The organism is Micromonospora sp. CPCC 205561 (assembly GCF_036906775.1).
GTDB lineage: Bacteria > Actinomycetota > Actinomycetes > Mycobacteriales > Micromonosporaceae > Micromonospora.
The window spans coordinates 1-24,821 of the sequence record NZ_JBAKHV010000069.1 but is presented as its reverse complement, the minus strand read 5'-3'; the positions used below and the strand labels follow the sequence as shown (position 1 = coordinate 24,821).

General features: G+C 74.4%; 23 protein-coding genes. 11 read left to right on the top strand and 12 right to left on the bottom strand.

All coding sequences use genetic code 11. From position 1 onward, the window contains the following. Both V6V16_RS25070 and V6V16_RS25065 read left to right on the top strand, forming a co-directional pair. Positions 1-1,024 (top strand): transcriptional regulator (locus tag V6V16_RS25070; RefSeq protein WP_334565857.1); only part of this gene is annotated, 1,024 nt, incomplete at its 5' end. A 9-nt stretch (positions 1,025-1,033) separates the two neighbouring features. Further along, entirely contained in the window at positions 1,034-2,116 is a 1,083-nt protein-coding gene (locus tag V6V16_RS25065; RefSeq protein WP_334565855.1) for a polyprenyl synthetase family protein, read from the top strand. A 224-nt stretch (positions 2,117-2,340) separates the two neighbouring features. On the opposite strand, the gene V6V16_RS25060 is transcribed toward V6V16_RS25065, so the two are convergent. After that, entirely contained in the window at positions 2,341-2,742 is a 402-nt protein-coding gene (locus V6V16_RS25060) for an Rv2175c family DNA-binding protein (protein WP_442934151.1), read from the bottom strand. Positions 2,743-2,924: 182 nt separating this feature from the next. Here V6V16_RS25060 and pknB point away from each other — a divergent pair, with 182 nt between their 5' ends. Both pknB and V6V16_RS25050 read left to right on the top strand, forming a co-directional pair. After that, positions 2,925-4,919 (top strand): Stk1 family PASTA domain-containing Ser/Thr kinase, encoded by a 1,995-nt coding sequence (pknB, locus tag V6V16_RS25055; RefSeq protein WP_334565853.1) that lies wholly within the window; start codon positions 2,925-2,927, stop codon positions 4,917-4,919. A 2-nt stretch (positions 4,920-4,921) separates the two neighbouring features. Continuing rightward, complete coding sequence (locus V6V16_RS25050) at positions 4,922-5,785, top strand: deoxyribonuclease IV (protein ID WP_334565851.1); 864 nt, start codon at positions 4,922-4,924, stop codon at positions 5,783-5,785. Between the two features lie 94 nt (positions 5,786-5,879). Here V6V16_RS25050 and V6V16_RS25045 read toward each other — a convergent pair whose 3' ends face one another. The 4 genes from V6V16_RS25045 to V6V16_RS25030 all read right to left on the bottom strand — a co-directional run bounded on the left by V6V16_RS25045 (position 5,880) and on the right by V6V16_RS25030 (position 10,961). Further along, on the bottom strand, positions 5,880-6,911 hold the full coding sequence (locus V6V16_RS25045) for a threonine aldolase family protein (protein WP_334565850.1): 1,032 nt from the start codon (positions 6,909-6,911) through the stop codon (positions 5,880-5,882). A 224-nt stretch (positions 6,912-7,135) separates the two neighbouring features. Next, positions 7,136-8,542, bottom strand: a complete 1,407-nt coding sequence (locus tag V6V16_RS25040; RefSeq protein WP_334565848.1) for a class II 3-deoxy-7-phosphoheptulonate synthase — start codon at positions 8,540-8,542, stop codon at positions 7,136-7,138. A gap of 86 nt (positions 8,543-8,628) precedes the next feature. Beyond that, positions 8,629-9,111 carry a hypothetical protein gene (locus V6V16_RS25035; RefSeq protein WP_334565846.1) on the bottom strand — a complete coding sequence of 161 codons (483 nt, stop codon included), beginning with the start codon at positions 9,109-9,111 and terminating at the stop codon, positions 8,629-8,631. Between the two features lie 227 nt (positions 9,112-9,338). After that, a complete protein-coding gene (locus V6V16_RS25030; protein ID WP_334565844.1) occupies positions 9,339-10,961 on the bottom strand; it encodes a glycosyl hydrolase family 18 protein in 1,623 nt (540 codons plus the stop codon). Between the two features lie 167 nt (positions 10,962-11,128). On the opposite strand from V6V16_RS25030, the gene V6V16_RS25025 reads away from it, so the two are divergent. Both V6V16_RS25025 and V6V16_RS25020 read left to right on the top strand, forming a co-directional pair. Next, positions 11,129-11,623: a glutathione peroxidase gene (locus V6V16_RS25025; RefSeq protein ID WP_334565843.1), complete on the top strand. Its 495-nt coding sequence runs from the start codon at positions 11,129-11,131 to the stop codon at positions 11,621-11,623. A 143-nt stretch (positions 11,624-11,766) separates the two neighbouring features. Beyond that, positions 11,767-12,198 carry a hypothetical protein gene (locus tag V6V16_RS25020; protein ID WP_334565840.1) on the top strand — a complete coding sequence of 144 codons (432 nt, stop codon included), beginning with the start codon at positions 11,767-11,769 and terminating at the stop codon, positions 12,196-12,198. A 107-nt stretch (positions 12,199-12,305) separates the two neighbouring features. On the opposite strand, the gene V6V16_RS25015 is transcribed toward V6V16_RS25020, so the two are convergent. Then, positions 12,306-12,746, bottom strand: a complete 441-nt coding sequence (locus V6V16_RS25015; protein ID WP_334565839.1) for a DUF4259 domain-containing protein — start codon at positions 12,744-12,746, stop codon at positions 12,306-12,308. Between the two features lie 274 nt (positions 12,747-13,020). Here V6V16_RS25015 and V6V16_RS25010 point away from each other — a divergent pair, with 274 nt between their 5' ends. Next, complete coding sequence (locus tag V6V16_RS25010; RefSeq protein ID WP_334565838.1) at positions 13,021-13,695, top strand: NADPH-dependent F420 reductase; 675 nt, start codon at positions 13,021-13,023, stop codon at positions 13,693-13,695. Between the two features lie 76 nt (positions 13,696-13,771). After that, positions 13,772-14,719 (top strand): threonine ammonia-lyase, encoded by a 948-nt coding sequence (locus V6V16_RS25005; protein ID WP_334565837.1) that lies wholly within the window; start codon positions 13,772-13,774, stop codon positions 14,717-14,719. Positions 14,720-14,796: 77 nt separating this feature from the next. On the opposite strand, the gene V6V16_RS25000 is transcribed toward V6V16_RS25005, so the two are convergent. Continuing rightward, positions 14,797-15,147 (bottom strand): DUF2203 domain-containing protein, encoded by a 351-nt coding sequence (locus V6V16_RS25000; RefSeq protein WP_334565836.1) that lies wholly within the window; start codon positions 15,145-15,147, stop codon positions 14,797-14,799. 131 nt (positions 15,148-15,278) lie between these two features. Here V6V16_RS25000 and V6V16_RS24995 point away from each other — a divergent pair, with 131 nt between their 5' ends. Next, positions 15,279-16,571, top strand: a complete 1,293-nt coding sequence (locus tag V6V16_RS24995) for an exo-beta-N-acetylmuramidase NamZ family protein (RefSeq protein ID WP_334565833.1) — start codon at positions 15,279-15,281, stop codon at positions 16,569-16,571. 40 nt (positions 16,572-16,611) lie between these two features. Here the strand turns inward: V6V16_RS24995 and proC are convergent, their stop codons facing one another. The 4 genes from proC to V6V16_RS24975 form a co-directional block, all read right to left on the bottom strand. Next, positions 16,612-17,430 carry a pyrroline-5-carboxylate reductase gene (gene proC / locus V6V16_RS24990; protein ID WP_334565830.1) on the bottom strand — a complete coding sequence of 273 codons (819 nt, stop codon included), beginning with the start codon at positions 17,428-17,430 and terminating at the stop codon, positions 16,612-16,614. A gap of 29 nt (positions 17,431-17,459) precedes the next feature. Beyond that, complete coding sequence (locus tag V6V16_RS24985) at positions 17,460-18,488, bottom strand: 6-phosphofructokinase (protein WP_132236203.1); 1,029 nt, start codon at positions 18,486-18,488, stop codon at positions 17,460-17,462. Between the two features lie 179 nt (positions 18,489-18,667). Then, the gene (locus V6V16_RS24980) at positions 18,668-19,171 is read right to left on the bottom strand and encodes a pyridoxamine 5'-phosphate oxidase family protein (protein WP_334565826.1); all 504 of its coding nucleotides are present in this window, start codon (positions 19,169-19,171) and stop codon (positions 18,668-18,670) included. 61 nt (positions 19,172-19,232) lie between these two features. Further along, the gene (locus V6V16_RS24975) at positions 19,233-19,730 is read right to left on the bottom strand and encodes a polyadenylate-specific 3'-exoribonuclease AS (RefSeq protein ID WP_089003323.1); all 498 of its coding nucleotides are present in this window, start codon (positions 19,728-19,730) and stop codon (positions 19,233-19,235) included. 362 nt (positions 19,731-20,092) lie between these two features. Between V6V16_RS24975 and V6V16_RS24970 the strand changes: the two genes are divergently transcribed. After that, a complete protein-coding gene (locus V6V16_RS24970; RefSeq protein WP_334565824.1) occupies positions 20,093-20,785 on the top strand; it encodes a Crp/Fnr family transcriptional regulator in 693 nt (230 codons plus the stop codon). Between the two features lie 57 nt (positions 20,786-20,842). On the opposite strand, the gene V6V16_RS24965 is transcribed toward V6V16_RS24970, so the two are convergent. Then, on the bottom strand, positions 20,843-21,052 hold the full coding sequence (locus V6V16_RS24965; RefSeq protein WP_334565821.1) for a hypothetical protein: 210 nt from the start codon (positions 21,050-21,052) through the stop codon (positions 20,843-20,845). Between the two features lie 163 nt (positions 21,053-21,215). Between V6V16_RS24965 and V6V16_RS24960 the strand changes: the two genes are divergently transcribed. Beyond that, positions 21,216-24,770 carry an ATP-binding protein gene (locus tag V6V16_RS24960; protein ID WP_334565819.1) on the top strand — a complete coding sequence of 1,185 codons (3,555 nt, stop codon included), beginning with the start codon at positions 21,216-21,218 and terminating at the stop codon, positions 24,768-24,770. Positions 24,771-24,821 lie beyond the last annotated feature (51 nt).

Genomic DNA, 24,821 nt, shown 5'->3' with positions numbered 1-24,821 from the left:
ACGGCCTCCCCCCGCCCACCCCGCCGGCCGGCGCGACCGCGGGAGCCCGGGGCCGCCCGCCGGGCCGGTCCCGCTGGCCGAGCTGCGCCGGCTGGACGACCTCGTCGGCGGGGCCGACCTGGCCGAGCTCGGGGCGTACCGGTTGGGACGGGCCGTGCGGGCGCTCTCCGGGGGCGGCCCGGCCGCGCGCCGCCGGGTGCTGCCCGAGCTGGCCGAGGCCGCCCAGCTCGCCGGCTGGCTCGCCGCCGACGCCGGCGACGCCGCCGGCGCGCTGGACGCCTACCGGCTGGCGCTGCGCGCCGCCGCGACGGCCGGTGACCCGGCGCTCGCCGGGCACGTGCTCGGCTCGGCGAGCCACCTGCTCGCCGGCGCCGGTGACGCGGCGGGCGCGCTGGTGCTCGCCCGCACCGCGTACGCCGGCGCACGGCTCTCGGCCAGTCCCGGCCTGCGCGCCCTGCTGCTGCACCGGGTGGCGCTGGCCGCGGCGCTGGGCGGGCGGGCGGGGGCGGCCCGGGAGGCGCTCGACGCGGCCCGCCGCGTGACCGGCGCGCCGGAGCCGGGCCGGGAGCCCCCGTGGCTCTACTGGCTCGACGGGCCGGAGCTGGCGGCGATGACGGGGCGCACGCTGGTCGCCCTGGGCCGGCCACGCGCCGCCGAGGCACCGCTGCACGCCGTCCGGCGGCGGAGCCCCCGCACCTCCGCGATCTACGGTGCCTGGCTGGCGCGCGGCTACCTGCAACTCGGCGAGGTGGAGCGGGCCGGCGCGGTGGCCGGCGAGGCGCTGCTCGACGCGGTACGCGCCGGGTCGCCCCGCGCGCTGGGTCAACTGGCCGAGGTACGCCGGCGGCTGAGCGGGTACGGCGACGAGCCGGCCGTGCGGCGCTACCGCGCGCTCGCCGCCGCGGCGGCCGCGTACCTGCCGCGTCCGGGGCCGCCGTCCCGGCGGGCCGGGCGGCGCGGCCCGGCGACACCGGCGGCGCGTCGGGCCCCTGCTGGCGCGACGGGGTCCGGTCCGACCGGCTAGCGTCGTGGCGTGACCCACGCTGCTCCCGTTTCCCCCGTCGACCGCGCCGGGCTGCGTCAACGGATCGACAAGGCCCTGACCGAGTTCCTGACCGGCCAGCGCGCCTGGATGGCCGGGGTGGACGACGCCCTGGCCCCGCTCGCCGAGGCGATCGAGGCGTTCGTGCTGGGCGGTGGCAAGCGGCTGCGGCCGGCGTTCGCGTACTGGGGGTTCCGGGGTGCCGGCGGGGTGGACACCGACCAGGTGGTCACCGCCCTGGCCGCGTTGGAGTTCGTGCAGGCCAGCGCGCTGATCCACGACGACCTGATGGACCGGTCCGACACCCGGCGCGGCGAGCCGGCGGTGCACCGGCGGTTCGCGGCCCGGCACCGGGCGGCCGGCTGGGGCGGCGACGCGGACGGCTTCGGCGACGCCGCGGCGATCCTGCTGGGTGACCTGTGTCTGGTCTGGTCGGACGAGCTGCTGCACTCCGCCGGGCTGGACCCGCGCACCGTGGCCCAGGCCCGCCCGGTCTTCGACGCCATGCGCACCGAGGTCACCGTCGGCCAGTACCTCGACGTGCTGACCCAGGTCACCGGGGACACCTCGGTGGAGCGGGCCGGCAAGGTCGCCCGGTACAAGTCGGCGAAGTACACGGTGGAGCGGCCCCTGCTGCTCGGCGCCGCGCTGGCGGACGCGTCGGCGGAGGTGCGGGCGGCCTACTCCGCGTACGGGTTGCCGCTGGGCGAGGCGTTCCAGCTCCGCGACGACGTGCTGGGGATCTTCGGCGATCCCGCCCAGACCGGCAAGCCCGCCGGGGACGACCTGCGCGAGGGCAAGCGCACCTACCTGGTGGCGGCGGCCCTGGAGGCGACCGACGAGGCGGGGCGGGCCCTGCTGCTCGGCGGGCTCGGCGACCCCGGGCTGGACGAGACCAGGGTCGCCCGGCTGCGCGAGATGATCGACGGCAGCGGCGCGCTCGCGCGGACGGAACAACGGATCGCCGCGCTGACCGACACCGCGCTGGCCGCCCTGGCCGCCGCCGACCTGGAGACCGAGGCCCGGCAGGCCCTCGTCGACCTGGCCATAGCCGCCACCCGCCGCACCGACTGACCCACGCCCCTCCCCCTCCCCCGCGCCCCCTCCCCCGCGCCCCCTCCCCCGCGCCGCCTCCCCGCCCCCACGCGCCCGCACCCACGCCCCACGCGCGCGATCTTGCACTTTGCGCCCGCATGCTGTCCTTTTCGCCAGGAATGCCAGGGCACAAAGTGCAAGATCGCGGGGCAGAGGCGGGCGGCGGGCGGGGCGGGAGCGGGCGGGGCGGGGCGGGGGGTGGGTCAGAAGCCGAGGGCTTGGGCTCGGCGTTTGACCTCGCGGGCCTGGTCGCCGGCGAGGGCCTTGGCGGGGGTGGCGCCGGGCAGGGTGTCGTCCGGCTCGTAGAGCCAGCGCAGCGCCGCCTCGTCGTCGTAACCCGCGTCGGCCAGCAGGTTGAGCACGCCGGGCAGGTGCTTGAGCACGGTCTTGTTCGCCACCAGGTCCGCCGGCATCCGGCGGACGCCGTCACGGCGCACCGCGATCAGCTCACGGTCCCGGATCATCTGGTGGACCTTGCTGATCGACACGTCGAGGCGCTCGGCCACGTCCGGCAGCGTCAGCCAGTCGGCGGCGTCTGCGGGACCGGCGAGGCCGGCGGATTCGGGGCCGGGCACGGCCCGGTCGGCGGGTACGGAGTCGGTCACCGGACCACCCTGCCATGCCCCGCACGGCCGGGGCCAACGGCACCCCGACAACCCGGCTGAGCAGGGCCGGTGCCGGCGGCGAGCGCGGCGGGAGGGATGTCGTCGCACCCCGGCTGTAGCATCCTGTCCAACTCTCACCTCCTGGACACCTTTCACCTCCTGGACACATAGACTGCCTGCCGATGGACACACAGGTCGCCGACACGTTGCTGGGCTCGCTGATCGACGGGCGCTACCGCATCCGCGGTCGCGTGGCCCGTGGCGGCATGGCGACCGTGTACACCGCCACCGATGAGCGCCTCGAGCGCACCGTGGCGGTCAAGATCATTCATCCGTCCCAGGCGCCGGACACCCCGGCGCGGGTGGCGGGCTTCGTGGAGCGGTTCACCGACGAGGCGAAGACCATCGCCCGGCTGACCCACCCCAACGTGGTCGCCGTCTACGACCAGGGCACCCACTCCGGCCTGCCCTACCTGGTGATGGAGTACGTCCGCGGCCGCACCCTGCGCGACGTGCTCGCCGAGCGACGCCGGCTCAACCCCGACGAGGCGCTGGCGATCGCCGAGCAGATGCTCGCCGCGATCGCCGCCGCGCACCGGGCGGGAGTGGTGCACCGCGACGTGAAGCCGGAGAACGTGCTGGTCGCCGAGGCCCCCACCGGCGGGGCCGCGAACCTGGTCGACAGCGTGGTCAAGGTCGCCGACTTCGGGCTGGCCCGGGCCGTCGAGGCGAGCGCCGACGACGAGAACGGCAGCCAGCTGATGGCGACCGTGGCGTACGTGGCCCCGGAGCTGGTCACCGAGGGGCACGCCGACCCCCGCACCGACGTCTACTCCGCCGGCATCGTGCTGTTCGAGATGCTCACCGGCCGGGTGCCCTACGACGGGGACCGCCCGGTCGACGTCGCCTGGCAGCACGTCGACCGGGACGTCCCGGCGCCGTCGACCCTGGTGCCCGGCCTGCCCAAGGCCCTCGACGACCTGGTCCTCCGGTCCACCCGGCGGGAGCCGGGCGCCCGGCCGACCGACGCCGGCGCCCTGCTGGCCGAGGTGCAGGTGGCCCGCGAGGACCTGCACCTCGGTGACGCGAACTCGCGTACCGCCGTGTTGCGCCGGGTCTCCGACGAGCCGATGTCCCAGCCGACGATGATGGTGGCGGCGGTCCAGCCGGCCGAACGGCCGGCCTGGGCCCGGCTGCCCGACGGTGGCGGACAGCGGGCCGGCCGTCGCCGGGCCACGCCCGAGGAGGGCGAGAGCCTGTGGTCCCGGCTGTCCGCGCTGGGCGCCCGGGTGATGGGCGACCCGCGCGGCCGCACGGCGGTCATCGCCGCCGCGGTGGTGCTGCTCCTGGTGGCCGCCGGCGGCGGCTGGTGGCTCGCGGCCGGCCGTTACACGGAGGCGCCGCAGCTGGTGGCGCTGAGCAGGGCCGACGCGGAGGCGCAGGCCTCCCGCGGCGGCTTCACCCTCGCCTACGCCGATCCGCGCCACGACGAGAAGGTCCCGAAGGACGCCGTCCTGGCACAGGATCCGGCCTCCACCACGCGCATCGTCAAGGGTTCCACGATCACGCTGGTCCTCTCCCTCGGTCCGGAGCGGTTCCCCGTGCCCGACGTGGTGGGCAAGGAGTTCGAGCTGGCCGAGGCGGACCTGCTCGACGCGAAACTCGTGGTGGCGAAGGGCACCGCCCGCTACGACGACAACCTTCCGGCCGGCGTGGTGATGGCCACCGACCCGAAGGTCGGCACCGAGGTCAAACCGGGCGACAAGGTCACCGTCATCCTGAGCAAGGGCAAGGCCCCCATTTCGGTGCCCAACCTCGTCGGCAAGAACCTGGGCGAGGCCCGGAACGTCCTCGCCCAGCTCGGGCTGGTGCTGGTGGAACCGCCCACCTACAAGGACTCCGACAAGCCCAGGGACGAGGTGCTCGGGCAGAGCCCGGCGGACGGCACCGGGGTGGAGCGCGGCGCGAAGGTCAAGCTGGAGGTCAGCAAGGGCCCGCCGCTGGTCGCCGTGCCCCGGGTGATCGACCTGCCCTGCCAGCAGGCCAAGCAGCTGCTGGAGAGCCAGCGCTTCCCGGTCGTGATCCAGTTCAACCCGAACGGCATCGTCCGGTTCCAGAACCCGCCGGAGAACACGCAGGTGCCGCCGGGCACCCCGGTCACTTTGGGGTGCATGTAGGGATGACGGCGCACCACCGGCCGGTCGGCTCGCACACCCCCACCTCCGGGGGTCTGGCGAAGGCCGCCCTGCCGTACGCGGACGCGGCCGGCTCGCAGGTCGTGCAGGTCTACGTCTCGAACTCGCGGGGCTGGGCCCTGCCGGCCGGCGACCCGGTGCAGGACACGCTGTTCCGCGACGGCTGCGGCGAGCGGGGCATCCCCGTCTTCATCCACGCGTCGCTGCTGGTCAACGTCGGATCTCCCACCCCGAACACGGTCGAACGCTCGGCGGAGACGCTCGCCCACGCGCTGCGCCGGGGTCGCGTGATCGGCGCCCAGGGGGTGGTCTTCCACGCCGGCAGCTCGGTCGACGAGGGGCATGCCGAGGCGGCGATGCGGCAGGTGCGCGAGACGCTGTTGCCGCTGCTGGACGAGGCGGCGGCGGCCGAGGGCCCGCGGCTGCTGGTCGAGCCGAGCGCGGGCGGCGGTCGCTCGCTCGCCTCCCGGGTGGAGCAGCTCGGGCCCTACCTCGACGCGGTGGACCGACACCCCTGGCTCGGGGTCTGCTTCGACACCTGCCACGCCTGGGCGGCGGGGCACGACCTGGCCGCCGAGGGCGGCATGACCGCGACGCTGGACACGCTGGTGGCGACCGTCGGGGCCGGCCGGCTGCGGCTGGTGCACGCGAACGACTCGAAGGACCTCTGCGGTTCCACCCGCGACCGGCACGAGAACATCGGCAAGGGCACCATCGGCGAGCCGGCGTTCGCCGAGCTGATGGCTCACCCGGCCACCGCGGGCGTCCCGGTCGTGGTGGAGACGCCGACGGAGAAGCACGTCGGCCACGCCGCCGACATCGCCACCCTCAAGCGGCTGCACGCCTGACAGGTCGCCCGCCCGGCCCGGACGGCCGCCGGGCTCTTGGGGAGGTGGCCGCGACGGACGGCCGGGCCTTCGGGGAGGGCCGGGACGCGGGCGGTCAGCCCCGCAGGACGCGGGTGAGGACGTCGACGGCCCGGTCGATGTCGGCGTCGTCGACGCCCAGGTGGGTGACCAGGCGGGCGGTGCGCGGGCCGAGCACCGAGAGCAGTACCCCGTCGGCGCGGGCGGCGGCGGCCAGCGCGTGCGCGTCAAGCGACGCCTTGGTCAGGTCCAGCGGCACCAGATTCGTCCGCACCGCGGTGGCCAGCACCCCGAACGGGGCGATCGCCTCGGCGAGCCGGGCCGCCCTGGCGTGGTCGGCGGCGAGCCGGTCGACGTGGTGGGCCAGCGCGTACCGGCCGGCCGCGGCCAGGATGCCCGCCTGCCGCATCCCGCCGCCCATCCGCTTGCGGATGAACCGGGCCCGCCCGATCTTCTCGGCGCTGCCCACGACCAGCGAGCCGACCGGCGCGCCGAGCCCCTTGGAGAGGCAGACCGACAGGGTGTCGAAGAGGGCGCCGTACTCGGCCAGCGGCACGCCGTCGGCGACGTGGGCGTGCCAGATCCGGGCGCCGTCACAGTGCAGTGCGGCCTGTGCCTCGTCCGCGACCCGACGCAGCTCACGCAGGGTCGCCAGCGGGATCACCCCGCCGCCGCCCCGGTTGTGGGTCTGCTCGACGGCGATCGCGCGGGTGGGCACCGCCCAGTAGCCGTCCGGCCGGACCATGGCGGCGACCGCGTCCGGGTCGATCTCCGCGCCGACCGCCGGCCAGGTCCGCGAGGAGATGCCACCGTACGCGGCGGCGGCCCCGATCTCGTACGTCACCACGTGCGCGTCGGCGTCGCAGAGCAGCTCGTTGCCCGGCGGCACCACCAGTTGCAGGGCGATCTGGTTGGCCATCGACCCGCTCGGGGCGAACAGCGCCGCCTCGTGCCCGAAGAGCGCGGCGACCTCGGCCTCCAGCGCGTTGACGGTCGGGTCCTCGCCGTAGACGTCGTCGCCGACCTCGGCGGCGGCCATCGCCTCGCGCATACCCGGGGTGGGCCGGGTCACGGTGTCCGAACGAAGATCCACGAACTGATCAGCCACGGTCGTCCTCTCGACTGCCGACTGCGGGGCTCGCAAGCTCACTCCTCGCGTCAGCCACGATCACCCTTCCGGCCACCGACTGCGGGGCTCGCAAGCTCACTCCTCGCGTCAGCCACGATCACCCTTCCGGCCACCGACTGCGGGGCTCGCAAGCTCACTCCTCGCGTCAGCCACGATCACCCTTCCGGCCACCGACTGCGGGGCTCGCAAGCTCACTCCTCGCGTCAGCCACGGAGCATCTCCGCCACGAGGAAAGCCAGCTCCAGCGACTGCTGGGTGTTCAGTCGCGGGTCGCAGGCCGTCTCGTACCGGTCCGGCAGGTCGAGGTCCTCGATGCCCTGTGCGCCGCCGAGGCACTCGGTGACGTCCTCGCCGGTCAGCTCCACGTGCAGGCCGCCCGGGTGGGTGTCCATGCCCCGGTGCACCTCGAAGTAGCCGAGCACCTCGTCGACGATGCGGTCGAAGTGCCGGGTCTTGTAGCCGTTGGACGACTCGTGCGTGTTGCCGTGCATCGGGTCGCACTGCCAGACGACCTTGGCGCCGGCCGCGGTCACCTTCGCCACGATCGGCGGCAGGGCGTCGCGCACCCGGTGGTTGCCCATCCGGCTGATCAGGGTGAGCCGGCCGGGGATGTTGTCCGGGTTGAGCTTCTCGCAGAGCTCGATCGCCTCGTCCGGGGTGGTGGTCGGGCCGAGCTTGACGCCGATCGGGTTGGCGATGCGGGAGATGAAGTCGATGTGCGCCCCGTCGATCTGCCGGGTGCGCTCGCCGATCCACAGGAAGTGCCCGGACAGGCCGTACGCCCGGCGGTCGGAGACGCGGGTCAGCGCCCGGTCGTACTCCAGGGCCAGGGCCTCGTGCGAGCAGTAGAGGGTGACCGTGCGCAGCGCGTCGTCGTCGGTCATCCCGCAGGCCCGGATGAACGCCAGCGCCCGGTCGATCTCGCGGGCGATCGCCTCGTAGCGCTCGCCGGCCGGCGAGTTCTTGACGAAGCCCTTGTTCCAGTCGTGCACGGCGTGCAGGTCAGCCAGCCCGCCGGCGAGGTACGCGCGGAGCATGTTCATCGCGGCGGCCGAGTTCGCGTACGCCCGGATCATGCGCTGGGGGTCGGCGGCCCGCGCCTCCGGCGTGGCCTCCAGCGAGTTGATCAGGTCCCCGCGGTAGGCGGGCAGGCCGCGCGCGTCGGTCGGCAGCGACCGGGGCTTGGTGTACTGCCCGGCGACCCGGGCCACCTTGACCACCGGCAGCGAGGCACCGTAGGTGAGCACGATCGCCATCTGGAGCAGGGTGCGGGCGTTGGCCAGCAGGTGGCTCTCGGTGTTGTCGACGAACGTCTCCGCGCAGTCGCCGCCCTGGAGCAGGAACGCCTTGCCCTCGCAGACCAGCGCCAGCCGCTGGCGGAGCTGGTCGACCTCGTAGGGCGCCACCACCGACGGCGCGGTGTCGAGCACCTTGCAGACCTCGGCGACGCCGGCCGGGTCCGGCCAGGGCGGTGTCTGCGCGCGCGGCAGCTCCCGCCAGCGGTCGAGGCCGAGGGCCGCGTCCTCGGCGGAGTCGACGGTCGGACGGCTGGTCTGCAGCCCAGGGCTGCCCACCGCGGGATGGCTCAGCTGATGCCACTCATGGCGCATGACGGAAGCGTACGGCGACCGGCGCCGCCGCCGACCGGCGAGGGGGGAGGTTCCGGCAGGTGAGAGCCGGCTCACGCGCGCGCAGGTCAGGGCGTGCCGGCCGGGGCCGGGGTGTTGCCGCCCGGCGCCTCGGCGGCGATGCACCAGTCGGCGCCGTCGCGGGTGACCGTGAACAGCAGCGGCCGGGTGATCGTGCGGGAGCCGGCGGTGACGGAGATCGACGCGCTCACCTCCTGACCCTGGGGGCCGGAGCGGACGTCGGTGATCTCGGTCCGGGGCACCGTGAAGTGGTCGGCGAAGTCGCCGTTCGGACCGGTCGCGGCGGCGTCGAAGCCCTGCTGGAGCACTGCGCAGAGCTGACTGCGCCCCGCCGCGACGTCCTTGGCCGTCATCGCGTCGAGGTAGGCCTGCACCCGCTCGCGCGACTTCGCGGCGGCCTCCTCGGCCGGGGCCCGCCCGGGCTTGGCCGCCGGCTCCTCCTCCGCGCCGAGGCCGCAGCCGAGCAGGGCGAGGGGCAGGGTTCCGAGCAGCGCCACGCCCGCCGCCAGCCTGCCACGCGTCGCGCGCATCGCCACCTCCGTCACCGTGCACATCGAGCCCGTTGAGCGGGGAGTCTGTCACATCGACGCCCGTGCCCGGACGTCGCCGCGCCCGCTCCGGGTACGCGGCGCGCCCCGGAGCGACGCAGGCGTGCCCGGCCGTCGCGGGAGGTCCCCGCGTCGACCGGGCACGGCAGGCGGGGAGGGACCGGTGCGTGGTCCCTCCCCGCCCTGTGGGTGGTGCGTCGGCCCTCGGCTCAGCCGAGGCCGCCCTTGATGGCGCCGATCAGTTCGCCGTTTCCGGTGTCACCGGAGAGCTCCCAGAAGAAGGCGCCACCGAGGCCCTGGTTCTTCGCGTACGTCATCTTGCCGTTGATCGTGGAGGGGGTGTCGTAGCTCCACCAGTTGCTGCCGCACTTGGCGTACGCCGTGCCGGCGATCGTGGCGGTGGCCGGGCAGGTGTTCTTGAGGACCTTGTAGTCCTCGATGCCCTGCTCGTAGGTGCCCGGGGCGGGGCCGGTGGCCGTGCCACCCGGGGCGGTCTGGGTCACCCCGGTCCAGCCCCGGCCGTAGAAGCCGATGCCGAGCAGCAGCTTGTTCGACGGGATGCCCTTGCTCTTGAGCTTCTGGATCGCCGCGTCCGACCAGAAGCCCTGCTGCGGGATGCCGGCGTACGAGGTGAGCGGGGAGTGCGGGGCGGTGGGGCCCTGCGCGTTGAAGGCGCCGAAGTAGTCGTACGTCATCGGCATGATCCAGTTGAGGTGCGTCGCGGCACCGGCGTAGTCGGTGGCGTCGATCTTGCCACCGTTGCTGCCGTCCGCCGTGATCGCGGCGGTCACCAGGGCCGACGAGCCGAACTTCGACCGCAGCGCGCTGACCACGTTCTTGAAGGCGTTCGGGCCGCTGGCGTCGCAGGTGAGACCGCAGGCGTTCGGGTACTCCCAGTCGACGTCGATGCCGTCGAAGACGTCCGCCCAGCGCGGGTCCTCGACCAGGTTGTGGCAGCTCTCGGCGAAGGCCGCCGGGTTCTGCGCGGCCTGGGTGAAGCCGCCGGACCAGGTCCAGCCACCGAAGGACCAGATCACCTTGAGGTTCGGGTACATCTTCTTGAGCTTGCGCAGCTGGTTGAAGCTGCCCCGCAGCGGCTGGTCCCAGGTGTCGGCGACGCCGTCGACGCTGTCCGCCGCCGTGTACGCCTTCTCGTAGTCGGCGTAGCTGTCACCGATGGTGCAGCGACCGCCGGTGGTGTTGCCGAAGGCGTACAGGATGTGGGTCAGCTTGGCGGCCGAGCCGCTGGTGTGGATGTTCTTGACGTGGTAGTTGCGGGCGTAGACGCCCCACTGGGCGAAGTAGCCGACGACCTTCTTGCCGCTCGGGTCCGGCGGGGTGGTGGTGGGCGGCGGCGTGGTGGGCGGCGCCGTGGTCGGGGGTGCCGTGGTCGGCGGGGTGGTGGTCGGCGGCGCGGTGGTGGGCGGAGCCCCGCCGCCACACGGCGCGCCGTTGATCGTGCAGTTCAGCGGCGCCTTGTACGCGCCGGTGCCGTTGTAGCCCCAGCTGAACGTGGCGCCCGCCGGGAGCGGACCGCCCCAGCTCTTCTTGACCGCGACGTAGTGGTCGCCGGTGCGCGTGACGTCGGCGTCCCAGGAGCTGCTGACGCTGGTGCCCGACGGCAGGTCGAACTCGATGCGCCAGGTGTTCACCGTGGCGCCCGTTCCGTTGGTGATGGTCACCCGCGTCTCGTGACCGGTCCCCCAGTCCTGCGCCTTGGCGAAGGCGGCGGTCACGCTGCCGGCGCCGAACGCGCTGGCCATCGGGACCGTGGCGGCGGTGACCGCCATCACGGCGCCGACCCAGAGGGCCCGGCGGAACGATCTCTTCATGCGGCGTCTCCCTAAACAGTTAGGAAACTTTCCAAATCGATGGTGAGACGCTACTCACGCCGTCATCGCTTCGTCAAGATGTCCATGTATCGATTTGCACTGGGAGCGCCGCCCGGCTGCCGTCGGGGCCCGCCCGATCGGCTCCCGCGGGGGCGTAGCCTCCACCCATGACCGTCTTCGACACCCCGATCGACGCACTGGCCGGCGGGCCGGCCGACCTCGCGCGGTACCGCGGACGCGCGCTGCTGGTGGTCAACGTCGCCTCACGCTGCGGCCTCACCCCGCAGTACGCCGGCCTCCAGGCGCTGCACGATGAGTACGCCGACCGCGGCCTGGTGGTGCTCGGCGTGCCCTGCAACCAGTTCGCCGGCCAGGAGCCCGGGACCGCCGCCGAGATCAGCAACTTCTGTCAGGTCAACTACGGGGTCACCTTTCCGCTGACCGAGAAGGTCGACGTCAACGGCCCCGGCCGCCACCCGCTCTACGCGGCGCTGGTGGACACCCCCGACGCCGACGGCCACACCGGCGACGTGCGGTGGAACTTCGAGAAGTTCCTGGTCGCCCCCGACGGCGCGGTGGCGGCCCGGTTCGCGCCCACCGTGGAGCCCGGCTCGCCCGACCTCCGCACCGCGATAGAGAAGGTGCTGCCCCCGGCGGCCTGACGCCCCGTCCGCCCCCGCCCGGGCCGACCGCGCCGGCGGGATGGTCGCCCCGCGTCGGCGCGGCCGCCGGCGCGACCCCTGCCGCTGCGTGCCGGCCGGGCTACGATCGGCGACATCGACGTCGGTCCGGGCGAGGGGGCGGGATGTTCTTCGTGGTGCAGCCGACGCCCCCGCCGGGCCAGGTCCCGCCCGAGCGGCACCTCAGCATCCAGCAACCCCTCGACGCCGGCCGGGTGGTGCTCGACGCCGCCGTGCCCGACGACGTGCTGCGCGACCACGGCCGGCTGCGGCACCTGCCGCCCGCCCCCGCGCCTCTCGACGGTGCCGCCCGACGCCGGTTCGTGCTGGACCAGCTGCGGGAGCGGGTCGACAACGCGCCCCGCTACCTCCGCGTGTCGCCCGAGGACCTGCCGCCGTTCGTCTGGGAGTTCATCGCCGCGGGCGGTCCGGTCGTGTTCGTCTGGGCCGACCCGAAGACCGGCGAACGGATCGAGCGGGTGGTCAGGGCGGTCCCGCGCGACGACGACCGCCTCGCGGAGCACTCGCGCCCGGACCGGGCGGCCCGCCGGCGCTGACGCCCGCGCCGCGTCGGCCCGCGCGCCTACGCCCGCGCCCCAGCGCCGGTACGCGCCCCGCCCGCGGGCGGGCGTCGACGTCGCGGTGACGGAGCGGGAACCGGGTGTCAGCCGGCGGCGTGGCCGGCCGGCCCCGGGCCGGCCAAGGCGGCCCGGATCGGGGCGAGCGCGGCGGCGAACTCATCGAGCTCGCCGGCCTCCTCCCAGAGCTCGGCGAGCTCGGAACCGTCCGCGAGCACCCGGTCGAGCGCGCGCAGGGCCAGCGCGGGCAGCTCCGTGGGAATCGCCAGGCGCCCGCCGGCGGTGAGGAAGCCCGGCGCGTAGGCCGAGTCGACCGGGGGCCCGCCGGGCAGGTGCGCGGCGACCACGGCCGCCGCCGCGACCGCCTTGGCCCCCGGCCACGAATCCAGGAAGTCGCCCTCCCGCACGGCCTCGCGCAGCGCCCCCTCCACCAGCGTCGGCCGCCGCTGCGGCGGCGCCTCGTCGAGCTCCCCGCACCAGTCCGCCGCCGCGTCGTTGTCGAACGGCCCCGCCGCCCACGTGCCCATCGCACTCCCCCGTCCTCGCAAGTGGAGACAGGCTAGCGGCGACGTCCGACACCCTCGCCCGGTCGCGGATCGCCGCGGCGGTCGTGCGAAGCCGACCCCGCCGGGCCGGGTCCGCAGTACGTAGATCGGACGGGTGCGCCGCTCGCCGGGACCGGCCGGGAGCCGGCCGAGGGCACGGCGCCGGCGCCGGTCGACCGCCGCCCCCGGCACCGACCGGAATTGTCGACCAGGTAGGTCGGGAATACCCTCACCGCGAACGGAGTTGGGAACCGGCATGACAACTGTGGGACTGATCGGCAGTGGACACATCGGCGGCACGGTGGCGCGGTTGGCGGTGGCCGCCGGCTACGACGTGGTGCTGAGCAACTCCCGTGGCCCGGAGACGCTCAAGGATCTCGTGGCGGAGCTGGGCCCGCGCGCCCGGGCGGCCACCCCCGCGGAGGCGGCGCAGGCCGGCGACCTGGTGGTCGTCACCATCCCGCTCCGGGCGTACCGGGACGTGCCGGTCGAGCCGCTGGCCGGCAAGCTCGTGCTGGACACGAACAACTACTACCCCGAGCGGGACGGCCGGTTCCCCGAACTCGACTCGGGCTCCACCACCAGCAGCGAGCTGCTCCAGCGGCACCTGCCGCGGGCGCGGGTGGTCAAGGTCTTCAACAACATCTTCTTCAGGCACCTGCTCGCGCTGGCCCGGCCCACCGGCGCCGACGACCGCAGCGCGCTGCCGATCACCGGCGACGACGCGGACGCGAAGGCGGAGGCCACGGCCTTCCTCGACCGGATCGGCTACGACGCGGTGGACGCCGGGACGCTCGCCGAGAGCTGGCGCTACCAGCCGGACACGCCGGCGTACGGGACCGTCTACTCGGCCGACCCGACCGACTGGGAGCGGGAGGCGCCGGCCGACGCCGCCACGGTGCGCGCCGCCCTGGTCGCGGCCGCCCGCTGACCCTCGGCCCGGTTGGCCCGTGGCGAACGCGCCGACGACGTCGTCGCCACCGGGCCGGCCGGGCTACGCTCTGCCGGTGCGGCTGACCACGGCGGACGACATCCTCGCGGCGCAGCGGCGCATCGAGGGGCGGATCGTCCGCACCCCGCTGCTGCCCTGCCCCCGGCTCGGCGAGCCGCTCCGGCTAGACCTCGCGGTCAAGGCGGAGAACCTCCAGCACACCGGCAGCTTCAAGGTCCGGGGCGTGTTCAACGCCCTGCTCGCCCGCGTCGAGCGGGAGGGGCGGCCGGCCGGGCTGACCGCGTTCTCGGCGGGCAACCACGCGGCGGCGGTCGCCTTCGCCGGTCGGGCCTTCGGCCTGCCCACGGTCGTCTGCATGCCGCCGCGCGCCGTGCCGACGAAGATCGAGGCGGTGCGCCGCTACGGCGGGGAGATCGTCCTCACCGACGACCTGGCGGGGACCTGCGAGTCCCTCGCGGCGGAACGCGGCTACCACCTGCTGCACCCGTTCGACGACCCGGACGTCATCGCCGGTCAGGCCACCGTCGGCAGGGAGATCCTGGCCGACGGCCCGCCGCCGGAGCTGGTCCTCGTGCCGATGGGCGGCGGCGGGCTGATCAGCGGCGTCGCGGCCGGCATCCGGTCGGCCGTCCCGACCGCGCGCGTCGTCGGCGTCGAGCCGGTCACCGCCAACGCGGTCGGGCACGCCCTGCGCACCGACGGCGAAGCCCTCGCGGTGCGGCCGACGTCGATCGCCGACGGGCTGGCGGCCCCGTTCGCCGGGCGGCACACCCTGGCGCACGTCCGCGCGTTGGCGCACGACGTGGTCGAGGTCTCCGAGGAGGACATCCGGGCCGCCTGGTGGGAGCTGCTGGACGCGACGAAGCTCCTGGTCGAGCCGTCCGCCGCCGTCACCCTGGCCGCGCTGCGCGCCGGCCTGGTCGACGCCCGGGCGGGCACCCGTACCGTGCTGGTCCTCAGCGGCGGGAACGTCTCCCCGGCCATGCTCGCGTCCCTGGCCTGAGCACCGTCGGCGGGGTGCCCGACCGGGCCACGCCCCGGCCACCGGGCGGGAGCGGACGGCGGCCCGACCCGCCGCGCTCAGACCGGGCGGCGGCCGGCGAAGCCGCACTCCACCCGGTGGTACCAGCGCACGTCGGTGTCCCCCTCCAGCCAGCACCAGAGCACCGGCCGGCCGTCCCGCTCGCCGGGAAAGTCGAGCAGCACCGGCGCGATGCCCTTGACCTGGATGTCGTGGGAGTGCAACTCGTCGACGAGGGCGTGCAGCCGCGCCTCCAGCCCCTTGACCTCGGCCAGCCCGCCGAGCCGGCTGGCTCCCCGGTCGGCCAGCTCGGCGCGCAGCTCGGCCAGGTCGGCCCGGAGCCGGATCAGCTCGTCGACGCGCGGGCGCAGGGTGGCGATCAGATGGCGGGCCTGGGCGAGGGTGAACACCGCGCCAGTATGGGCCACGCGGCGGCCCGGCCGGGCGCGCGACGGCCCGCCGGGCCCGGGTTGTAGCTAACCTTCCTTGACGAGGCATCCACGTGTAGCTAAGTTTCGAGCAAACCGACGGGAGGGGCGACATGGAGCGTAGAAAGTTCCTGGCCGGAGCGGGTGCGGTCACCGCGGGCGCGGTCGTGGCGACGGCACCCGGCGCGGCCGGCCACGCCACGCCCGGCATCCGGCGCGTGGAGACCGGCCTCGACGTGCTGGTCCGATCCGATTTCGCGGAGCTCGCCGGCCAGCGGGTGGGCGTGATCTCGAACCCCACCGGGGTGGACTCGGCGTACCGGCACCTGGTCGACCTGATGCACGCCTCCGGCGCGGTGCGCCTGGCCGCCGCCTTCGGCCCCGAGCACGGCTTCCGCGGCTCGGCGCAGGCCGGGGGCAGCGAGGGCACCGGCATCGACGCCCGCACCGGGGTCACGGTCTACGACGCGTACGGCGCCTCGCTGGCCAAGTGGGAGTCCATGTTCACCGAGGCCGGCGTCGACACCGTCGTCTTCGACATCCAGGACGTCGGCGTCCGCTTCTACACGTACATCTGGACCATGTACACCTCCATGATGGCCGCCGCCCGGGTCGGCAAGCGGTACGTGGTGCTGGACCGGCCCAACCCGGTCGGCGGCCGGGCGTACGGGCCGATGATGACCACGCCGTACACCTCCGGGGTGGGGCTGAAGGAGATCGTCCAGCAGCACGGCATGACCGTCGGCGAGCTGGCCCGGTTCTTCAACGCCGAGTTCCTGCCCGCCGAGGCCGGCCGCCAGGTCGACCTGCACGTCGTCAGGTGCCGGCACTGGAAGCGCGACAGGCTCGCCGCCGACACCGACCTGCCCTGGGTGCTGCCCAGCCCGAACATGCCCACCACGGACACCGCGCTGGTCTACCCCGGCACCGGCCTCTTCGAGGGCGTCGCCTCGCTCACCGAGGGCCGGGGCACCTGCAAGCCCTTCGAGCTGATCGGCGGCCTCGCCGCGGACTTCGACTACCACTGGTCCGACCGGCTCAACGCCCGCGAGCTGCCCGGCGTCGAGTTCCGCGAGGCGTACTTCACGCCGACCTCCGCCGGGCACAAGCCGGCGCTGCTCAACAAGCTCTGCGCCGGTGTCGAGGTGAAGGTCGTCGACCGGGCGAAGTACGACCCGATCCGCACGGCGGTCGCGATGCTGGTGGAGGCGCACAAGTACGAGGCGTTCGCGTGGCGGCGCGACTCGTGGGACACGGTGCGGCCGTACTGGATCGACAAGCTGACCGGCTCGCCGCGGCTGCGCACGATGATCGACGCGGGCGCGGACGTGGACGAAGTGGTCGGCGCCTGGGCCGACGAGCTGGCGGACTTCGACCGCCGGCGCAGGCCCCACCTGCTCTACTAGGGACGTCCGGCCGGCCCGTGGGCCGGCGGCTGCGGGTCGTTCAGTCGGCCTGGGCCGCCAGCTCGCGGGCCCGGTCGCGGGCCGCCTCCAGCGCGGCGAGCAGCGCCGCGCGTACGCCGTGCTTCTCCAGCTCGCGCACCGCGGAGATGGTGGTGCCGGCGGGCGAGGTGACCGCCTCGCGCAGCTTCACCGGGTGCTCGCCGGAGTCGCGCAGCATCACCGCCGAGCCGATCGCGGTCTGCACGATCAGTTCGTGCGCCACCTGCCGGGGCAGGCCAAGCAGGATGCCGGCGTCGATCATCGCCTCGACCAGCAGGTAGAAGTACGCCGGCCCGGAGCCGGAGAGCGCGGTCACCGCGTCCTGCTGGGACTCGGGCACCCGGATGGTCGACCCGAGCGGGGAGAACATCTCCTCGGCCAGCGCGAGGTGCGCACCGGTGGCGTGCGCGCCGGCGGAGATCGCGGTCATCGCCTGGTCCACCAGGGCGGGGGTGTTGGTCATCACCCGCACCACGGGGGTGCCCTCGGGCAGCCGGCGGTTGAAGAAGCTGGTGGGCAGGCCGGCGCAGAGCGAGATGACCAGCTTGTCGGCGGGCACCTTGGGCCCGATCTCCTCCAGCAGCGACGCCGCGTCCTGCGGCTTCACCGAGACGGCGAGCACCTCCGCCTCGTCCACCGCGGTCAGGTTGTCCACCACCCGGACCCCGTAGCGGGCGGTCAGCTCCTCGGCCCGGGCGGGGCGGCGGGCGGTGGCCAGCAGCCGGTCGACCGGCCATCCCGAGCGCAGCAGCCCGGAGAGCATCAGCTCGCCGATCTTGCCGGCCCCGATGACCGCGACCGTGTGCACCGGATCCGCCATCGCCGTCGTACCCCCTCGCCGTGGATCGATCAGCTGCCGAAGAAGACCTCGGCCTCGGCGTACCGCTCCAGCGGCACGGTCTTCAGCTCGCGGGTGGCCTCGGCCAGCGGAACGCGGACGATGTCCGTGCTCTGCATGGCGACCATCTTGCCCCAGTCGCCCTCGTGCACCGCGTCGATCGCCTGGAGGCCGAGCCGGGTGGCGAGCACCCGGTCGAAGGCGCTCGGGGTGCCGCCGCGCTGGATGTGGCCGAGCACGACCGTGCGGGCCTCCTTGCCGGTCTTGGCCTCCAGCTGCTCGGCGAGCCACTGGCCGATGCCGCCGAGGCGGACGTGGCCGAAGGCGTCGAGCTCCTGGTTGTGCAGCACCATCTGGCCGTCCAGCGGCTGGGCGCCCTCGGCGACCACGACGATCGGAGCGTACTGGTGCTGGAAGCGCTTCTCGACGTAGCCGGCGACCTGCTCGACGTCGAACTGCCGCTCGGGCAGCAGGATCACGTTGGCGCCGCCCGCCAGGCCGGCGTGCAGGGCGATCCAGCCGGCGTGCCGGCCCATCACCTCGACCACCAGGGTGCGGTGGTGGCTCTCGGCGGTGGTGTGCAGCCGGTCGATCGCCTCCATCGCGATGTTGACGGCGGTGTCGAAGCCGAAGGTGTAGTCGGTGGCCCCGAGGTCGTTGTCGATCGTCTTCGGCACGCCGATCACGTGGACGCCGAGCTCGTGCAGCTTGGTGGCCACGCCGAGGGTGTCCTCGCCGCCGATCGCGATGAGCGCGTCCACGCCCTGCGCGGCGAGGTTCTCCTTGATCCGCTCGACGCCGTTCTCGATCTTGAAGGGGTTGGTCCGCGACGAGCCGAGGATGGTGCCGCCGCGGGGCAGGATGCCGCGGACCTCCGCGATGCCCAGGGGGCGGGACAGGCCCTCCAACGGGCCCTTCCAGCCGTCCCGGAAACCCACGAACTCGTGGCCGTAGCTGGCGACGCCCTTGCGGACCACCGCCCGGATGACCGCGTTGAGACCTGGGCAGTCGCCGCCGCCGGTGAGCACGCCGATACGCATGATCTGCTCATCCTCCTGGGAGCATCAGGTGAAGCCCGATTTGCCCCAGGATATGTGTCGGATCAGACCATCGGCGCCATTGCCGGCCCGGGGCGGGCCGTCACCGCGCACTGTAGTCGCCGTCGGCGCCCGCCGACACCGCGCCCCGGGCCGCTCCCACCGGCCGGACGACCTACCGGTCAGTAGCTGACCTCGTGGTTCTCCCCCGCCCTGGGTGGCTTGCCGGTCACCGCCGCCTTGGCGTAGCCGAACAGGTTGACCACGGTGCTCGACGGCGAGTCCCAGTACTCCGCGGAGCTGGCGTGCACCCGGACCAGGGTGATCCCGGGCGTCTCCAGCCCGTCCGGGAACCAGGCCTTGAGCAGCGGGTTCCACAGGTCCTCGGCCTTCGCCCGCTGGAAGTCCTCCCGGGCGGTGCCCGAGAGCGAGACCCAGGAGTTGTGCCGGGTGTCGGAGAAGGAGACGTTGACCTCCGGGTTGACCCGGACCTGCCGGACCTTGGCGGAGTCGGCGTACGCGAAGAACCAGAGGTCGCCGTCGAACTCCGCCTCCTGCAGGCCCATCGGCCGGCTCACCATCCGGCCGTCCACCGAGGTCGTGGTCAGCATGCAGATCCGCGCCCGCCGGATCAGCTCGGTGACCCGGCCGCGGGCCTCGGTGGCGTTGGTCGGTTCGTTGCTCATGGGACTCTCCCTCGCGGTCGACTCGACCAGGCAACCGTGCCCGGGACAGAACCGACCAAACCTACGAACCGGTCATCGCCCGCCACCGGGCCAGGTTGTGCCGGGCGTCGACCAGCGCGTCGTGGCGCGCCGCGTCGGCGTCCGGCAGCGGCGGGCGGCCCCGGTCGTCCCAGAGCTGGCGCAGGTCCTTGGTGAAGCGGGGGATCTCCCGGGGCAGCGCCGGCATCGCGCCCCACAGCTGGGCCAGGGCGACGTGGTCGTAGGCGGCGTACCAGGCCCAGAGCTCCAACTGCTCGCCGGGGCGGTCCCGGACCGGCTCGACGAGGAAGTCGTACAGCTCGTCGCGGATGCGCTCGCGGGAGCGCCAGGCGCGGTTCGCCGGGGAGGGCAGCTTGTCGAGCACGTTGCGGCGCACCCAGGGCACGGCCCGCGAGTCGTCGAACTCGGTCGAGACGGCGTAGAACTCGCGGCCGTACTCGTCGACGACGCCGATCGACACCAGGTCGACGAGCCGGCCGTCCTCGATGAACTCGCAGTCGTAGAAGTAGCGGTAGACCATCACCGTCATCCTCGCCCACGCCCGTCGCGCCCCGACGACCGGGGCGGGGGTGGGTCCGCGCCGGACGGCGGACGCGGGTGCCCCGTCCCCCCCGTCCGCCGCGCGCCCCCGGGGCGACGGGGTCGGTGCCGGCGCCCCCGCGATCCGCGCGCTGGGAGGCGGACCCGTCCCCCACGATGCCGGTCCCCGCAGCTCGGGAGTGTCACGGAAGTGCTTCGAGGGGTGTACAGCAAGCGACAGGAGCGTCATGATCTGATGTGTACCGCTACCGGACGCCGAACCGGTGTCAGTTCACCTCGTCGAGGGCCTTCAGGTTCACCCGGTGAGCGAGTTCTGGTCCTTGACCGGGGAGGGGTTGGGCCGTGGAGATGCGCCTGCCGGAGCCGGGTGACGCGCTCACGGGTGTCGAGATGTTCGCCGGGCTGGAGCCCGAGGTCCGGCAGCGGGTGATCGCCGCGGCGGTCCCGCGCACGTACCGCAAGGGTCAGCTGCTCTTCGTCGAGAACGACCCGGGCGAGTCCCTCATCGTGCTGCGCCGGGGCGCGGTCGCGGTCTTCCGCACCGCGCCGACCGGCGAGCGCGCGGTGCTGTCGGTGATCCGTCCGCCGGACGTGCTGGGCGAGGTCTCCCTGCTCGACGCCTCCACCCGCTCGGCGTCGGCCGAGGCGATCGAGGACTGCGCGGCGCTCGCGCTGTCCCGTGGGGCGTTCATGGAGCTCGTGCACTCCAACCCGCGCATCCTCGACGCGGTGATGCGCTCGCTCGGCGCGCTGATCCGGCGGCTGACCGAGCAGAACGCCGACCACGTCTTCCTGGACCTGCCCGGTCGGGTGGCCAAGACCCTGGTGCGGCTGGCCGGCGAGAGCCAGGCCCCGATGATCACGATCGAGCTCAACCAGAGCCAGCTCGCGGAGATGGCCGGCGGCTCGCGACAGAGCGTCAACCAGGCGATCGGGTCGTTCGCCAACCGGGGTTGGCTGCGCACCGAGGGCCGACGGATCGTGGTCACCGACGTCGCGGCGCTGCGCCGCCGCGCCGGCATGAGCGACCGCTGAGGCGTACGCGCGAAGGGGCCGGGGCGCGCGGCGCCCCGACCCCTCACAAGTCGACGGTCAGGGCGTGGCGCTGCCCGGCCCGACCCAGTTGGTGCTGCCCGGCCCGACCCACTCCGTGCCGTCCTTGCCGCCACCGGACTGCTCGCTGACGATGCCCTGGGCCTGCAACGTCGCCAGCGTGGCGGCGTCGACGTCGACGGAGTCGCCGGCGAGGTGGCTCACCCCGTTGCCGTCGGTCCAGTCGCTCTGCAACATCACGTAAACCATCGGAAGTCCCCCTGTGGTCAGTGCTCGACAATCAGCCGCCTGACTGTAGCCGCAGGACCGGCCGGTGGACTGTCCACAAGCCAACAGCCCGGTTCCCGACAGCTGGGCAGACGGTGATACTGACACCGGAACGGTGCCGATCCCGGCACCGGCGGGATCGCCAGTGGAGGGTGTCATCGCCACGCAGTGTGACCGCTGTGGACGCACGGCCGCCGCGGGCGACCGCTTCTGCGGTGGCTGCGGCAGCGAGCTGGGCGCCGTCTGTCCACACTGCCTCCGCCCGCTCGCCCGGGACGTGGCGTTCTGCACCTCCTGCGGTGCGGCCCGGCCGGGCAGCGGCCGGCAGGCGACCCCCCAGGAGGACCGCCGCCGGGTCAGCGTGCTCTTCGTCGACCTGATCGACTTCACCCCGTACGTCGAGCGGGCCGACCCGGAGCTGGTCCGCGGCATGCAGACCGGCTTCTTCTCGGCCGCCCGTCGGGTCGTGGGGCAGTACGGCGGCGTGGTCGAGAAGTACATCGGCGACGCGGTGATGGCCCTGTTCGGCGCGCCCGTGGCGACCGAGACCGACGCGCTGCGCTGCGTGCGGGCCGGCCTGGAGCTGCAACGGGTACTGACCCGGTTCACCCCCACCGGCGCGGACGCGCTGCGCTTCCGGGTGGGCGTGGCCACCGGCGAGGCGCTGGTCGACGTGGCCGCCGCGCGGGACGGCGGGCAGGCGATCGTGGCCGGCGACGTGGTCAACACGGCCTCCCGGATGCAGTCCGTCGCGCCGCCGGGCGGGGTCCTCGTCTGCGGCGTGACGCACGCCCTCACCCGGGACGCGATCCGCTACTCCGAACAGCCCCCGGTCACCCTGCGCGGGCGGTCGACGACGACCGAGGTGTGGCTGGCCCTCTCCCCGGTCCGCCGGCAGCCGACCGACCGGCAGCCCGACACCACGCCGCTGATCGACCGCGAACACGAGCTGGGCATGCTGGTCAACGCCCTGCACCGGTCGCTGCGCGACCGGCGCCCGCAGGTGGTGACCGTGTTCGGCCGCGCCGGGCTGGGCAAGAGCCGGCTGGTCCGGGAGCTCTACCGGCACGTGGACCGGCTCGTCGACGAGCCGCTGACCTGGCGGATCGGGCGCTGCCCGCCGTTCGGCGAGAACGTGACCTTCGCGGCGCTGGCCGACATCGTCAAGTCCGAGGCCGGCATCCTGGACACCGACCCGGCCTCCACCGCCGCCCAGCGGCTCGCCGCGGCGATCGGCGAACTGGTCGGCCCGGGCGAGCGGCAGCGCGTCGTGGACGCCCTGCGGCCGCTGGTCGGGCTGCCGGGAACCCCGCTGCCGGCCGAGGAGACCGAGTCGGCGTGGCGGCGCTTCCTGCTGGCCCTGGCCGCGCGCCGACCGACCGTGCTGGTCTTCGAGGACCTGCACTGGGCCGACGACGCGATGCTGCGCTTCGTGGAGCTGCTCGGCACCGCCGCCCGGGACGTGCCGCTGCTGCTGCTCTGCACCGCCCGGCCGGAGCTGGTGGACCGGGACCCGAGCTGGGCGGGGACGATCACCGGCTCGGTGACCATCACCCTGCCCCCGCTGCGCGACACGGGCATCGCCGCGCTCTACGGCCACATGTTCGGCCGGGCCGCCTTCTCCACCGACACGCTCACCCCGCTGATCGAGGTGGCCGGCGGCAACCCGCTCTACGCCCACGAGTACGTGCGGATGCTGATCGAGCAGGGCACCCTGCGCCAGTCCGGGCGGGGCTGGTCGCTGGAGAAGCACCTCGACCTGCCGATGCCGGAGAGCGTGCACGCCGTCATCGCCAACCGGATCGACCTGCTGGAAGCCAAGGACCGGATGGTGCTGCTGGCCGCCGCCGTGGTCGGCGTGCAGTTCTGGCCGGGCGCGGTGGCCGCCGCGCTCGGGCAGCCCGTGGAGTCGGTGGAGCGGGCGCTGCGCCGGCTGGAGCAGCGCGACTTCGTGCACGAGCAGGCCGCCTCCACCATGGCGGGGCAGCCGGAGTACCGGTTCCGCCACGTGCTGGTGCGCGACGTCTGCTACCAGCGGCTGCCCCGCACCGAGCGGGTGGCGCGGCACGAGCGGACGGCGCAGTGGCTGGACATGCTCTCGCAGAGCCGGGACACCGACCTGGCGGAGGTGCTGGCCCACCACCGGTGGGCGGCCCACGAGATCGCCCGGACGCTGGGCATGGAGGTCAGCCGCTTCGCCGGCGCCGCCCGCGCCGCGCTGCACCGGGCGGCCCGCCGGGCGTACGCGCTGCACAGCCTCGACGTCGCGGCGAACCACGCGGGCCGGGCGCTCGGGCTGGCCGACGACTCCGACCCGGTCGCCCGGCTCCAGCTGGAGCTGCTCAGCACGGAGATCTCCTTCTACCGCGACGGCAACGCCTTCCTCTCGGGCGGCGGCCCCGAGCAGGTGCAGGCGCTCACGGACCGGCTGGTGGCGCACGGCGACGACGCCTGCGCGGCGCGCGCCTGGACGCTGCTCGGCCAGGCCGCGTGGCTGCGCGCCGACCGGGCCGCCGCGCTGGCCTGCCTGGACCGGGCCGTCCAGCTCTTCGCCCCCCTGCCGGACAGCGCGCAGAAGGCGGACGCCTACGCGGAGCTGGGGCGGCTGCACATGCTCAACTACGAGCGCGACCCCGCGGTCGCCGCGGCCGACCGGGCGGCGGACATCGGCGAGCGGCTGGGGCTGACCGAGACCCGCACCAACGCCCGGATCACCTCGGCCATCGCCCGCTACCAGGCCGGCGACCGGTCCGGGCTGGACGAGCTGCACGCGATCGTCGAGTTCAGCCGCGCCAGCCAGCTGATCGCCCTGCCCCGGGCCATCCAGAACCTCGTCTACGCGGTCTGCGAGGAGGGCGACTGGCTGCGCTCCGACGCCCTGCTCTCGTCGTTGCCGGCGCGCAAGGCCAGCGGGCAGACGCTGACCACCAGCTACTCGGCCGAGGCGATGCGCGCCTGGTTCGAGGGCCACTTCGACCGGCTGCTCGCCGCCGCCGAGGCCTTCGTGGACACCCCGACGGGCAGCTGGGACATGCAGGTCCGGGGGCTGCGCTCCTGCCTGCTGGTGCTGCGGGGCGAACGGGTGCCGCCGGCGCGCTCCCCCGCCGACGCCGCCGCGTTCGACGACGACGTGGCGGCCGCGCTCGACGCCGCCCGACGCAGCGGCTTCCACCGGCCGCACTGGACGATGCTGGGGATGGGCGCGCTGTGCCGGGCGTTGCAGGGGCGCCGGGAGGAGGCGGCGGCCCTGATCGACGAGCTGGCCGACTCCTGGTCGGCGGTGCCCGCCCTGGCCAGCGGCGAGTGGATCACGGCAGCCGGGTACGCGGCCAGCCTCGCGGGGCGGGGCGCGGCGCTGCGGGTGCGCGCGATGCTGGACCAGGTGGGCCACCGCACGCCCTGGTCGGAGGCGGCGCTGCGGACGGTGACCGGCGCGCTGGCCGCCGCCGACGGCGACCACGGCCGGGCCGCCGAGCTGCACCTGGCCGGCGCCGCCATCTACGCCGGCATCCCGGACGTGACGGACCGGATGCTGGCGCTGACCTTCGCGGCGGTCGAGCTGGAGCGGGCCGGCGAGCCGACGGCCGGCCGCCCGGAGCTGGCCGAGCTGCGCGCCTTCGCGCTGCGCAACAACGCCCCCGTCCTGCTGGCCCTGGCCCGCCCGCCCACGACCCCCGCCAACCCCGCCCTAGCCTGCTGACCCACCCCACCCCACCCCACCCCACCCCACGCGCCCCAACCCACCCCACCC